Raw genomic sequence first — 14,014 nt, forward strand, 5'->3', positions numbered from 1 at the left:
AAAAATTATTGGAGCATAAAGATGGCTTTAGAGCGTACTTTCTCAATCGTAAAACCTGATGCAGTAGCAAAAAACCACATCGGCGCAATCTACAACCGTTTCGAAACTGCGGGTCTTAAAATCGTTGCAGCTAAAATGGTTCACCTTTCAAAAGAGAAAGCTGAAGGTTTCTACGCAGAGCACAGCGAGCGTCCTTTCTTCGGTGCTTTAGTATCTTTCATGACATCTGGTCCAGTAATGGTTACCGTTCTTGAAGGCGAAAACGCTGTTCTTAAAAACCGTGAAATCATGGGTGCTACTAACCCTGCTGAAGCACTAGCTGGTACTTTACGTGCAGACTACGCTGATAGCATCGACGAAAACGCTGTTCACGGTTCTGACGCTGTTGAATCTGCTGCTCGCGAAATCGCGTACTTCTTCGCTGACGAAGAGCTTTGCCCACGTACTCGTTAATTCGAGTTTTACAGTTAACGCTGTAATGCAAAGTAAGAAAAGGGCTTTCGAGCCCTTTTTTAGTCATTACGTAAAGTATCCTTAAGTGCATTTTTGATATTTTACTTAATGATTAAAGTGGGTGAATTGTGTACAATTCGCCCTTGTAAATTTTATCTCCACCGTCACCGATTGAGGTTGTTTCATGACCGAGCAAAAAAAGATTAACTTATTAGATTTAAACCGAGATGCAATGCGTGAGCTATTTGTATCATTCGGTGAAAAGCCATTTCGTGGCGACCAGGTGATGAAATGGATTTATCATTTTGGCGTTGATAACTTTGACGACATGAGCAACGTTAATAAAAAGCTTAAAGAAAAGCTTAAAAACGAATGCGAAATTGTTGCGCCAGAAATCTCTGTTCGCCAGCAAGCAAGCGACGGCACAATTAAGTACGCATTAGTCCTTGATGGCGGCCAAGAAGTTGAAGCTGTATGGATCCCAGAAAAAGACCGCGCCACTTTGTGTGTATCTTCGCAAGTGGGTTGTGCCCTTGAGTGTACGTTTTGTTCAACTGCGCAACAAGGCTTTAACCGTAACCTTAAAGTGTCTGAAATTATTGGCCAAGTTTGGCGTGTAGCTAAAGACATAGGCCTTGATGGCAACAGCGAAAAACGCCCAGTTACCAACGTTGTAATGATGGGTATGGGCGAGCCCCTGCTTAATATTAAAAACGTAGTGCCGGCAATGGAACTTATGATGGACGATTGGGGCTTTGGCTTATCTAAGCGCCGCGTAACATTAAGTACCTCAGGGGTTGTACCTGCCCTTGATTTATTAAAAGAAAAAATAGATGTAGCACTTGCTATTTCACTTCACGCTCCCGATAACGCACTGCGTGACGTACTTGTACCAATTAATAAAAAGTACCCTATTGAAGAATTTTTAGCCGCGTGTCGTCGTTATATCGATGGCTCTAAAGCAAATAAAGACGTGACCATTGAATACGTTATGCTAAATGGCGTTAACGACAGCACCGACCAAGCACATGAGCTGGTTAAAACGCTTAAAGGTACACCTTCTAAAGTTAACCTTATTCCGTTTAACCCGTTCCCGGGTAACGAATACACGCGCTCAAGCAACAGCCGTATTGACCGTTTTTCTAAGGTTTTACAAGCTGCGGGGATTACATGTATTGTGCGCCGTACTCGTGGTGACGATATTGACGCCGCCTGTGGGCAATTAGCCGGCGATGTTGTTGACCGTACTAAACGTATGGCGAAAAAGAAAATGCGCGACGATAACGCAATTAGCGTAAATATCCAGCAAGCATAAGCCTGTAACCACCCTGCGTATATTTCCTATGCAGGGTGGTTAAGTTGTTTATTTTTAAATAAATGATGCAACACTAAGGGTTTTAGGTAAGATAGGCGCTATGGATAGAAAAACAGAGACAAGGTAATGCGATCTTTACTTGCTTTAACACTTTCAACACTTGCCCTTACAGGGTGCGTAAGTGAAAGTAGTTATAACGGCAGTGACAAACCCGTCGTCGAAAACAAAATCAATAATGCAGGCGCAGCACGCACTCGTATCGCCCTCGCTTTACAATACTTAGAAACTGGCAACAATTCGCAAGCAAAGTATAACCTAGAGCGAGCTATAGAATTTGCCCCAAATCTACCTGAAGTACATTACTCTCTTGCTTATTATTACCAACAAGTAGGCGAAAAAGAGCGTGCCGATAAAGCCTATCAAAAAGCATTAGCAATTAAGCCTGACGATCCGAACACGCTTAATAACTACGGTGTGTTTTTATGTAGTATTGAAGAGTATGACCGCGCGACCGATCAGTTTTTAAAAGCAATTGATATTCCAAGCTATATTCGCGTTGCCGAAAGCTACGAAAACCTTGCATTATGTGCCATAGAATTTAACGACTTTGAAAATGCAGAGAGTTACTTTAAACAAGCACTTAATCACAGCTCGCAACGTACATCGACCCTAATAAGCTTAGCCGCCCTTTTTTATGCTAAAAGCGATTTACATAAAGCCAGCGAAGTATTAAAGCGCCATGACGACACCGGCCGAGTGTCTGCACGTGCTTTATTGCTTGGTTATTTAATTAAGCAGCGCATGGGCAGAATAGAAGAAGCAGAAAAAATTGCCGCCACCATAATGCAAACTTACCCAACAAGTAAGCAAGCCTATGCTATTCGCGATAATCGTACTAAACAAACTGAGTTTGAAATACTGCGCGAAAAATACCGTAAAGCGCAGCTCGAAGAGCTTCAAGAGCAGTATGGCGAAGAGCAAATCAGTGTTGAGCAACCAAAAATTAAAATTATCCGAAAAAAGCGCCCAACTACCGATAATTCGACCAGCTTAATTTCTCCAGGGGTTGAGCCTTCAAGCCCAGTATTAAATGAGACGGCAAAAGCACAGGCAACCATTGCCGCAGCAAACAAACAAAAAACCGTTGCTGAGCAAAGTGGTGACGCTGCCACTCTCACGCCTGCGGCTCAACCAACGCAGGCTAAAGTAGCGACAACAACTAAAGCAGTAGTGCCAGCTGTGGCAGCCGCTCCAACCGTAACAAATACTGCCCAAGTAGCAACGACAACTACAACATCTGTGCCTGCAGAGTCTAAAACAGATACCGCAGCGGTGCTTTTGGCTTTAACAACGGATCACCAAGCGCAACAAACGTCTACACCCACAGCTGAGCCGCCAAAAGCAGTCGCTAAACAAACACCCAAAGATGATGACGAAGTAAAAATAATTTCATTTGGTGCGCCAAAACAAGCTAACTTTAACACCCCACAAAATACACGCCCTGCTGAAAATGGCCCACAGAATACGGGCTTAAATAATTCGGTAGTATTTTATGAGGCTAAAAAAGACAGTGCGGTATTTAGTAATAACCCATACAGCGACAGTAACGACATTACACTAAAAAACTACCAACCAAGTGTAAAACAAGAGCCTCCCATGCTTAATCCAAAAGTCCCCCCTTTAAAGGTGCCTTTTCATATTATTGAGTTTGGTGAAAACCTATTTAGCATTTCAGTGCGATACAATGTTAAACTACAAAAACTCCTGCAGTGGAATGGTCTAAAGGAGTCGGATCGTGTTATCAACGGAAGTAAAATTTATTTAAACGATCCTAATATTTATTACGAGATTAAAGCTGGCGATACCCTTTACGACATAGCTACCCAGCGGCATGTATTAATTGATGAATTAATGCGATGGAATAAATTAAGTCCAGATATAGAACTTACACCTGGGCACAGACTATTACTAGTGGATCCAAATTCGTACCTATTATGACAGAAGAAACTACGCAACAAAGCGATGAACCAAGTGTTGGGCAACTATTAAAAGCGCATAGAGAGCAGGCTAATGTAAGCTTAGAGTCACTTACTGGCCCACTTAAGCTTTCTATTTCTCAGCTGCAACGCTTAGAAAGCGATCAGTACCAAACGTTAGGCCCAATTACCTTTGTAAAAGGCTACATTAAAAACTATTGCCGTGAACTACACGTCGATAGCGCCCCTATATTAGCTAAATTGCCAGCACCGCCCGAGCCTACAAAGCCGGCTAACATGCAAAGCTTTTCGCGCCGCACAGAAAAAGAAGCCCACGACAGCCGCCTAATGCTGGTGAGCTACATTATTTTAGCCATTGTTATTGGCTCATCTGCCTTATGGTTTTGGCAAAATGCTACGCCTATCGATGAGCAAACAAGCACAATCAATATTGAAAATTCAATTTTAGATAACCAGCAAAATAACAACGCGCAAAATAACGAAAGCGATAACACCTCGCAAATGCAAGCAACGCAGGCAGTTGAGCGCACACCGGCTGTAATGCCTATAAGTGCTGAACAAGTCCCTATAAGTGAAGCCGTTAATGCCACGGCGCCTATTGCCGCTAGCACCCAAACAGCCACTAACGAGCCCGACACGCAAAGTAACACCAGTACAATTAACATGGTGTTTAACGATGAGAGCTGGGTAGAAATACACGATGGCGAAGGTGAACGCATTGCATTTGGCGTAAAAAAAGCAGGCTATAAAATGGCTGTAAGCGGTACCCCGCCTTTTTCAGTTGTGCTGGGTAAGCACGACGTAGTTAGTGTTTCTCTAAACGGCGAACCAGTTGATATTTCTGGTTATCCTAAAAATCGTTTAGCCAAATTTAAATTACCATTAGCAGAGTAGTCGCTATGTTTTCAGAATCTCCAATTAAACGCAGAAAATCAACCCGCATCAATGTAGGCAACGTGCCTATTGGTGACGGTGCCCCTATTGCCGTGCAGTCGATGACCAATACCGACACCATGGATATAGATGCCACGGTAGCGCAAATCCAAGCAATACAAGATGCCGGCGCCGACATAGTGCGTGTATCTGTACCAACAATGGATGCCGCAGAAGCGTTTAAAAGTATAAAAGAGCAAGTTAGTATACCGCTTGTAGCCGATATTCACTTTGATTACCGCATAGCGTTAAAAGTGGCAAAATACGGCGTAGATTGCCTACGTATAAACCCAGGAAATATAGGCAGTGAAGAGCGTATTAGAGCCGTTGTAGACTCAGCGCGCGAGCATAATATTCCTATTCGTATTGGTGTAAATGGCGGCTCATTAGAGCGCGACCTACAAGAAAAATACGGCGAGCCAACTCCCGAGGCATTACTTGAATCAGCAATGCGCCATGTAGATATATTACGCCGCCTTGATTTTGACCAATTTAAAATATCGGTAAAAGCATCAGACGTATTTTTAGCTGTAGGCGCTTATCGCTTACTTGCTAAAGAAATAGATCAACCCCTGCATTTAGGGATCACCGAAGCCGGCGGTATGCGCTCAGGCTCGGTTAAATCGGCTGTAGGTTTAGGCATGTTACTTGCCGAAGGTATTGGCGATACGCTACGTGTATCACTTGCTGCCGACCCAGTTCAAGAAATCAAAGTAGGTTTTGATATTTTAAAATCGCTGCGTATACGCTCTCGCGGTATTAACTTTATTGCCTGCCCTAGCTGCTCACGTCAAGAGTTTGATGTAGTGGGCACCATGAACCAGCTTGAAGAGCGCCTAGAAGATGTTGTTGAGCCAATGTCTGTTTCGGTAATTGGTTGTGTCGTTAACGGCCCAGGCGAAGCCCTTGTTAGTGATATTGGCCTTGCCGGTGCAAACCGCCGCTCAGGTTTATACATTAATGGCGAGCGTCAAAAAGCGCGTATTGATAACAACAACATTGTTGACCAGCTTGAAGGCTACGTGCGCGACTTTATTGCTCAAAAAGAGCAGCAAACACCTATCGACATTAAAATAGTCGAATAAATACCGTATAAAGCGCCAAACCACGTTGTTTGGCGTTTACCTTTATAGCTAGAGGATACCCAAACGACCCCAAGATACAGAATTCAGCGTTTCACAGGCTCTTAATATCAAGGCGTTACTTTGCAAGAATGGCAATCCCTTTTAAAAAGTAACAACGATGAGAGTAAATGTCTGTGAACCGCCCAACGGGTTGGTTTAAAAGCGATTTATACTGCGTTATTGATTTTAACAATAGAACCACTATTACTTTCAATCAATGCCTTGCCTAAATCGCTTTTAATTCAAACGACGCTCGCATCATGGGGTCATTTGGGTATATAATGACGGGTCAATTTTTAGCATTCTTGTTGTGTAAGCATTTTTTTATTACACATAAACAGTAATTAGGATTTATCAGTGGCAAAACAAATTCAGGCAGTTCGCGGTATGAACGATTGTCTGCCGGGCGACACGCAAGTTTGGCAGAAAGTAGAAAACATTTTACGCGAGACAGTAGCATCGTTCGGTTATCAAGAAATTCGTTTTCCTATTGTAGAATCAACCGACTTATTTAAACGCTCTATTGGTGAAGTAACCGATATAGTAGAAAAAGAAATGTATACCTTTGCCGATCGTAACGGCGACATGCTAACCCTTCGCCCAGAGGGCACCGCAGTGTGTGTACGTGCAGGTAACCAAAATGGCTTGCTTTATAACCAAGAGCAGCGCCTGTGGTACATGGGCCCGATGTTTCGTCATGAGCGCCCTCAAAAAGGCCGCTACCGTCAGTTTCACCAATTTGGTTTAGAAACATTTGGTATTGCCACAGCCGACATAGACGCAGAAGTTATTTTACTTACCGCGCAATTATGGAAAGCATTTGGCATTAACGAACACGTACGTTTAGAGCTTAACTCGTTAGGCTCTAACGAAGCACGTGCTGATTACCGCGATGCACTCGTTGCCTACCTTGAACAGCATACCGACGTGCTTGATGAAGATTCAAAGCGCCGTATGTACTCAAACCCATTACGTGTACTTGATAGCAAAAACCCAGACGTGCAAGCAATCTTAGTGGATGCGCCTAAATTGTCTGAGCATTTAGATGCTGAATCAAAAGAACATTTTGCAAATTTATGTGAACGTTTAGACGCAGCTGGCGTCATATACACGGTTAATGAAAAGTTAGTACGTGGTTTAGACTACTACAACCGCACAGTATTTGAATGGGTAACAGATAGCCTAGGTGCACAAGGCACAGTGTGTGCTGGCGGACGCTACGATGGCTTAGTTGAGCAACTTGGCGGCAAAGCAACGCCCGCAGTTGGTTTTGCTATGGGTCTAGAGCGCTTAGTACTGTTACTCCAAGCACTTGAGTGTGTAGGTGACATTCGCCGCAATGCTGATGTATATTTAGCGGCAATGGGCGACAAAGCCAGCGTACAAGCCCCTGCCATTGCAGCGCAACTGCGTAGCGACGTACCCGGTTTACGCGTTATGGTGCATGCCGGCGGCGGTAACTTTAAAAAACAACTAAAACGAGCTGATAAAAGCGATGCACTAGTGGCTGTTATTATTGGCGAAGATGAATTAGAAAAAGGCGTTGTGACCATCAAATATTTACGTGAGCGTAAAGAGCAAGTCACACTAGAATTAGAACAAGCTAAAGCGCTATTAGCTGAGCTTATCAATAGCTAAGCTAACTTAAGAGGTAATAATGGACATTTATTCAACAGAAGAACAACAAGCAGAAGCCATTAAGCGCTTTTTTCGCGAAAACGGTATTTCACTTGCGCTAGGTGTAATTGTAGGTTTAGGCGGCTTATACGGTTGGAAAGCATACAACCAAAACCAAATTACAACTGCTGAGCAAGCGTCTGACGAATATACAACACTTGTACAAAGTGACGATGTACTTGGCGCAGCCGATACATTCATTAAAAACAACCAAGACACAAGCTATGCAACTTTAGCCGCTTTTGTTGCGGCAAAAGACGCTGTTGATGCAAAAAAATTAGACCTTGCTAGCGAAAAACTTAGCTGGATTGTTACAAACGCCCAAAGCGAAGAGCTTAAAGCCATTGCTATTACGCGTTTAGCACGTATTCAACTTGCGCAAAGTAAATTTGACGAAGCCCTAAGTACATTAAACTCACCCCTACCAGAGGCATATAACGCCAATGTAGCTGAGCTAAAAGGCGATATTTACATTGCACAAGGTAATAAAGACCAAGCTCGCACTGCGTATCAAGCAGCTGCCGATGCAGGCGGGTTAACAACAAACCCTTTATTACAAATTAAATTAGACGACCTAGCAGTAACTAGCCCAGCGGCATAAGGTTTTAGGTATGAAAAAAATAACAACAGCAACTCTCGCACTGTGCATGGCAACGCTAATGGGTTGTTCATCAAGTGATGACGAAGACGAGTTAGTACTTCCTGAAATTGTTAATCAATTTGAAACAGACGTAGTGTGGCAAGAGTCGGTTGGCAGTGGTGTAGAACATTATTTTTCTCGCTTATCGCCTGCTGTATACAAAGACACTATTTATGTAGCTAGCCGCGAAGGCCAAATTGAAGCGCTTTCGCTTACTAATGGCGACACGTTATGGGAAACCGACGTACGTGAAGATTTATCGTTTTGGCCATGGTCAGATAACGGCACAGCAAAATTATCAGGCGGTATATTACAAGCTTATGGTAAAATTTACGTAGGCTCTGAGCACGGGTTTATTATTGCCCTTGACCGCGAAACGGGTGAAGAAGTATGGCGTAAAAATGTGCCAGGCGAAGCGTTATCAAAACCAGCTGCTGGCGATGGCCTAATTTTTGTTAATTTAGGCTCGGGTAAACTATTAGCACTGCACCCAGATACAGGCGAAGAACGCTGGAACTTCGAACAAGAAGTACCACCGCTTACATTGCGTGGCCAAAGCTCGCCAACAGTTGCAAACGGTGGTGTGTTAGTAGGCTTAGAAACAGGTAAATTAAGTGTACTCATTTCAGAGAGCGGTTATTCAGCATGGAGTGCAGAAATTGCCGTTGCTAAAGGCGCATCAGAATTTGAGCGTTTGGTTGATGTAGACACACAACCTATTATTAGCGGCCCTTACGCTTATGCTATTGCATACAACGGTAACCTAGCAGCGGTAGATATTCGCTCAGGCAATGTTGTATGGAAACGTGAATACAGCAGCTACCGCGAAATAGCGATGGATGCACAAACTATTTACCTAGTAGATAGCGAAGGCGTAATTTACGCATTAGATAAAAATTCAGGTATTGAACGTTGGAGCCAACCCGCTCTACGAGGTTGGTACCTAACAGGCCCTGCAGTTGCAGGTAGCCACTTAGCTTTAGGTGACCAAGAAGGTAACCTACATTGGCTAAACAAAGACACTGGCGAGTTAGTATCTCGTGAAGAATTTGACAGCTCAGGCTTTTTTGTTGAGCCGGTTGTAGCCGACGACAAGCTAATTTTATACACCCGTGATGGTGAAGTTAGTGTGGTAAACACCCCTAACTAACTAGCTAACACTTAAAGGTTTTTTGTAAGGCTTCGCACTGCGAAGCCTTTTGTTGTTTTTTAAAGAGGTAGTTTATGCTTCCCGTGATCGCTCTAGTTGGGCGACCCAATGTGGGCAAATCCACATTATTTAACCGTTTAACACGTACTCGTGATGCACTCGTAGCCGATTTTCCAGGTTTAACACGAGATAGAAAATATGGCCAAGCTAATTATGATGGCTATGAATTTATCGTGGTAGACACGGGTGGTATTGATGGCTCTGAAGAAGGCATCGAAACCGAAATGGCCGACCAGTCGTTACTTGCCATTGAAGAAGCCGATATTGTGTTGTTTTTGGTTGATGCCCGCGTAGGCATGACCGTTGCTGACCAAGCCATTGCTAATCACTTGCGCAAGCAAGAGAAAAAAAGCTTTGTGGTTGCCAACAAAACAGATGGCATTGACGCCGACTCAAACTGTGCAGAATTTTATCAATTATCATTAGGTAATATTCACCATATTGCAGCAGCACATGGGCGTGGTATTACACAGCTTTTAGAGCACACTTTACAGCCTGTAATTGCAGAGCTTGCAGCACTAGATGAAGACGTTGCTGATGACGATGAAGAGTTAATCGACCTTTATCAAGAAGCTGAAGGCGACGATACAGACCACCAAGCGTTTGCCGATAAACCAGTAAAACTGGCTATTATTGGTCGCCCTAACGTAGGTAAGTCTACACTTACAAACCGTATACTCGGTGAAGAACGTGTAATTGTATACGATATGCCGGGCACCACTCGCGACTCTATTTATATTCCGATGACTCGTAACGACAAAGAATATATTTTAATAGATACGGCAGGTGTTCGTAAGCGTAAAAAAGTAAGCGACGTAGTTGAAAAGTTCTCAGTAATTAAAACGCTTCAAGCTATTGAAGATGCAAACGTTGTATTACTGGTTGTTGATGCTCGCGATGGTATTTCTGATCAAGACTTAAGCTTATTAGGTTTTGCGCTTAACTCAGGTCGTTCATTGGTTATTGCCGTGAACAAATGGGATGGGCTTGATGATTACGTTAAAGATCGCATTAAAACAGAGCTTGATCGCCGTTTAGGTTTTATTGATTTTGCGCGCTTACACTTTATATCTGCACTTCATGGTACAGGTGTTGGCCACTTATTTGAATCGGTAGATGAAGCGTACGAGTCAGCAACTAAACGTATTAGCACCGCAATGCTACGCCGTATTATGGACATGGCACAGGCCGATCATCAGCCGCCACTTGTTCGTGGTCGTCGTGTTAAGCTTAAATATGCGCATGCCGGTGGTTATAACCCGCCACGTATTGTAATTCACGGTAACCAAGTTCACGATTTACCAGATAGCTACAAACGCTACCTGATGAACTACTACCGTAAAGCACTTAAAATTATGGGCACCCCGATCAAAATTGAATTTAGAGAAGGTGATAACCCATTTGCAGGGCGTACTAACAAAGTAACGCTTTCGCAAAAACGTAAAATACGTGCCTTTGCCAAAGAAAACCGTAATAAATAAATTCGTTAGAGTTAATTTACTACAAAAAAACGGCGTACTTTTTAGTACGCCGTTTTTTATGCTTTATACCAATTAGCTTAATTAAGTGATTTATTTTAGGCTTGGTATTAAAGATTAAGTAATGCCAATTGCACCAGCCGTTCAACGGTGGTGTCTTGGCTATTTTTAGGCGCTTTGGGGTAATTCTTAGATTTTGGTGGCTTAATAGATACAAACCCATGATTGGTGGCCATTTCGTGAGCTAACAGCTTACGCTCTTTGGGTGTTAAATGGTTTTCGTGTATTTTTGCAAGCTCGCCGCTATCAAGCCATATGCCAGCGCAACCTGGGCACTCGTCTATCTCAACCACTTTGAGCGGTGAAAAAAACCGGCGCATCATTACTATGCTTGGGCACTTTGGGCAATTTACTCGCGATGAGACTTCGCCCTCGCCTTCGGTATAATTACTCAAATACTTAAGTAGAACCTGACCATGCTTTAACTCAGGCGAGCTAAACTTAAAAATTTGACTGTTATCAAAAAATACGCCGCCTTGCACTGACGTAAAAACAGTGATCCCGCCAACAAGTAAAGGTTCAAGTGGCGTATTGCTACGAGGACAATACATTTAAAATTCCTTTTTATTTTAAATTTTTATTATTTACTCAAGTGCTTTATGAATAAGCCCAACAAGCGGCGCTGGTAATGTAATATTACCTGCAAGTACAAACTCATGCGCATCGTCTGACATTTTTTGCCATGTACGGCGAATAATACCTATCCATTTTTGCTCATCGTAATCTGGCTTACTATTAGCAAACCCGAGCATGTAATGCTCAATAAATACCAGGCTTGCTACATCTTCTACTAATTGGCTATCTGGGTTACGTTTGATCTTTTTTTTAGCAACTGCATCGTACACTCTGTTTTGCTCAGCATCGCTGTACCCAGCTTGCTGCATAAGCGCAACAACACTACTTGCATGAAATATATAAAGCGCACTGCGCCATTGATGATAGCCCTGCTTATTCATTGCAAAGTCGCTACGCGGCGACTTCCAACGTTGTATATGCTGCCCACGCACTGCAATTTTCATGAGTTCATCGGCATCAGGCTTAAAGCGAGTTAGCATTTCGCTCATACGCTGTGAGTATAAATACTCTTTTGGAACACTCTCCCCATTAAATTGCTCACTGTTTGGGTCTTGGTTGTTTGCTTCATCAATTAAGGCGATTACTTTATTAAACATGACGGTCATTTTTTATAATAAGTTTTAATCATTCTAAACGCTGATAAAACAATAAACTAGTGCGCCACTCAGTTACGCAGTGAAATTTGTTCAATCAAAAAGTAAAGCCTAGAGGTACAAGTTATAAAAGTAAGCGCATTGATTAAGTTAACTTGGTACTATATTGAGCACAAATTAAAATAAAAAAGCGCGACTAACTCGCCAATAACGGATAACTATGTTTAAAAAACGTATTTTAGCTATTTGCTTAGCAGCCACCTCGCTACCAAGCCTTGCCGACAGTAACAGCGATTTAAAAACCATTATTGATAACCATTGGCAAAATGCCAAAGCTGAAAAAATATTTTTTCGGACCGATCCAGACGGTTGGAAACCAAACGGCACATTACCAAATTGGAGCGAGCAAGCCATTGCTAAGCGCCAAGCGTATAACAACAATGTACTAAAAAGCTTAGCCAACATTGATCCAAAAACGCTCAACAAGGATCAGCTAATGAACTACCGCTTATTTAAATATGAGCGAGAAACCGAGCAGCAAAGCTACCTTTATCAAGATAAGTATTTTCCGGTAAATTTTTTAAGTGGCTGGCATACCTACTTTGCAGAAGCACCCGCTAATATGGCTTTTTTAACAGCTGATGATTACAACGCATTTTTAATCAGCCTTGCCGACTACCCGCGCTTTAATCAGCAAAATATTGATTTAATGAAAGAAGGAATAAAAACAGGATTTACCCATTACTGTAAAACCTTTGAAAATTACAGCCAAAGCATTAGCGCGCACATAGTTAAAAACCCCGAAAACAGCGCCCTTTACGAGCCCTTTACGCGTATACCTAATACATTTAATACAGCGCAAAAATCAAACTTAAAACAAAAAGCCCAAGCCGTAATTAAAGATAAAGTAATTCCTGCGTATCAGCATTTTTACGACTTTTTTGAAAATGACTATATGCCACATTGTAGAGCGCAGCCGGGCATAGCAAGCGTTAAAGGCGGGCTTGACTACTACAAGTACACGGTTAATTACTACACCACAACAAACGCCACACCTAAACAAATACATGAGTTAGGCCTTAAAGAAGTCGCGCGTATTAAGGCGCAAATGCAAAATATTATTGATGAAGTAGGCTTTGATGGCACCTATAGTGAGTTTTTAGAATTTTTAGCAACCGATGAGCAATTTTACGCAAAAGACGCGCAAGACTTGCTAGAAAAAACAGCCTTTATAACGCAAAAAATGTATGGCAAATTGCCCACTTACTTTGGCCACTTACCGCGTAACACCTTTACTATTAAGGGCTCAGCAAGTCGTGGGGCGTTTTATATGCCACCGCCAGATAACCGCTCACCAGGCACTTATTTTTTAGCCTCAACACCTAAACTGCAGCCTTTATATAATTTAGAAGCTCTCAGCCTGCATGAAGCAATCCCCGGGCACCATTTACAAAACGCCATTGCTATGGAGCTAAATGTACCCGAATTTAGACGCACACTTAGCCACTCTGCATTTGGCGAAGGTTGGGCACTATACACAGAACGCTTAGGCAAAGAAGCTGGTTTTTATCAAAGCCCGTACAGCGATTTTGGCCGTTTAGGCTACGAAATGTGGCGTGCAGTGAGGCTTATTGTTGATACCGGTATTCATGCCTTTGGTTGGAGCCGCCAAAAAGCAATTGATTACTTAGCCAGTCACACTGCTTTACCACAAAGTGCGGTGGAAGATCAGATAGATCGCTATATTTCATGGCCAGGCCAAGCGCTCTCTTACAAAATGGGCGAAATAAAAATACGTGAACTACGTGCAAAAGCCGAAAAAGAACTCGGCGCTCAATTTGATATACGCAGCTTTCACGACACTGTTATTGGCCAAGGCTCATTGCCTATGGCAGTGCTTGAAGACGTTATAAACGATTGGATAGCAAAACAAAAATTGGCTATTTAACATTAATGAG

Annotated in this window: 12 protein-coding genes; 10 read left to right on the forward strand and 2 right to left on the reverse strand. The window is 42.7% G+C overall.

Translation table 11 applies throughout. From position 1 onward, the window contains the following. Positions 1-21 precede the first annotated feature (21 nt). The 9 genes from ndk (at position 22) to der (ending at position 10,830) form a co-directional block, all read left to right on the forward strand. Positions 22-453 carry a nucleoside-diphosphate kinase gene (gene ndk / locus CWB60_RS02130; RefSeq protein WP_004586996.1) on the forward strand — a complete coding sequence of 144 codons (432 nt, stop codon included), beginning with the start codon at positions 22-24 and terminating at the stop codon, positions 451-453. 184 nt (positions 454-637) lie between these two features. Beyond that, the gene (rlmN, locus tag CWB60_RS02135) at positions 638-1,768 is read left to right on the forward strand and encodes a dual-specificity RNA methyltransferase RlmN (RefSeq protein WP_004586995.1); all 1,131 of its coding nucleotides are present in this window, start codon (positions 638-640) and stop codon (positions 1,766-1,768) included. Positions 1,769-1,894: 126 nt separating this feature from the next. Beyond that, positions 1,895-3,766: a type IV pilus biogenesis/stability protein PilW gene (gene pilW / locus CWB60_RS02140; RefSeq protein WP_138576644.1), complete on the forward strand. Its 1,872-nt coding sequence runs from the start codon at positions 1,895-1,897 to the stop codon at positions 3,764-3,766. After that, positions 3,763-4,659: a RodZ domain-containing protein gene (locus CWB60_RS02145; protein ID WP_138576646.1), complete on the forward strand. Its 897-nt coding sequence runs from the start codon at positions 3,763-3,765 to the stop codon at positions 4,657-4,659. Before pilW ends, CWB60_RS02145 begins: the two co-directional genes overlap by 4 nt. A gap of 5 nt (positions 4,660-4,664) precedes the next feature. Beyond that, a complete protein-coding gene (ispG, locus tag CWB60_RS02150) occupies positions 4,665-5,783 on the forward strand; it encodes a flavodoxin-dependent (E)-4-hydroxy-3-methylbut-2-enyl-diphosphate synthase (protein ID WP_138576648.1) in 1,119 nt (372 codons plus the stop codon). Positions 5,784-6,179: 396 nt separating this feature from the next. Then, entirely contained in the window at positions 6,180-7,460 is a 1,281-nt protein-coding gene (gene hisS, locus CWB60_RS02155; RefSeq protein ID WP_004586991.1) for a histidine--tRNA ligase, read from the forward strand. Between the two features lie 19 nt (positions 7,461-7,479). Beyond that, positions 7,480-8,100, forward strand: coding sequence for a YfgM family protein (locus CWB60_RS02160; protein WP_004586990.1), 621 nt, complete (start codon positions 7,480-7,482; stop codon positions 8,098-8,100). A gap of 10 nt (positions 8,101-8,110) precedes the next feature. Next, the gene (gene bamB, locus CWB60_RS02165) at positions 8,111-9,289 is read left to right on the forward strand and encodes an outer membrane protein assembly factor BamB (protein ID WP_004586989.1); all 1,179 of its coding nucleotides are present in this window, start codon (positions 8,111-8,113) and stop codon (positions 9,287-9,289) included. A 74-nt stretch (positions 9,290-9,363) separates the two neighbouring features. Then, positions 9,364-10,830, forward strand: a complete 1,467-nt coding sequence (der, locus tag CWB60_RS02170; protein ID WP_004586988.1) for a ribosome biogenesis GTPase Der — start codon at positions 9,364-9,366, stop codon at positions 10,828-10,830. Between the two features lie 107 nt (positions 10,831-10,937). On the opposite strand, the gene CWB60_RS02175 is transcribed toward der, so the two are convergent. Beyond that, positions 10,938-11,438 (reverse strand): TFIIB-type zinc ribbon-containing protein, encoded by a 501-nt coding sequence (locus CWB60_RS02175; protein ID WP_138576650.1) that lies wholly within the window; start codon positions 11,436-11,438, stop codon positions 10,938-10,940. A gap of 33 nt (positions 11,439-11,471) precedes the next feature. Next, positions 11,472-12,059 carry a DUF4202 domain-containing protein gene (locus tag CWB60_RS02180; protein WP_138576652.1) on the reverse strand — a complete coding sequence of 196 codons (588 nt, stop codon included), beginning with the start codon at positions 12,057-12,059 and terminating at the stop codon, positions 11,472-11,474. Positions 12,060-12,276: 217 nt separating this feature from the next. Here CWB60_RS02180 and CWB60_RS02185 point away from each other — a divergent pair, with 217 nt between their 5' ends. After that, positions 12,277-14,004 (forward strand): DUF885 domain-containing protein, encoded by a 1,728-nt coding sequence (locus tag CWB60_RS02185; RefSeq protein WP_138576654.1) that lies wholly within the window; start codon positions 12,277-12,279, stop codon positions 14,002-14,004. Positions 14,005-14,014: the final 10 nt, after the last annotated feature.

Origin of the sequence: Pseudoalteromonas sp. S327 (assembly GCF_005886415.1) — a bacterium.
Taxonomy (GTDB): Bacteria; Pseudomonadota; Gammaproteobacteria; order Enterobacterales; family Alteromonadaceae; genus Pseudoalteromonas; species Pseudoalteromonas atlantica.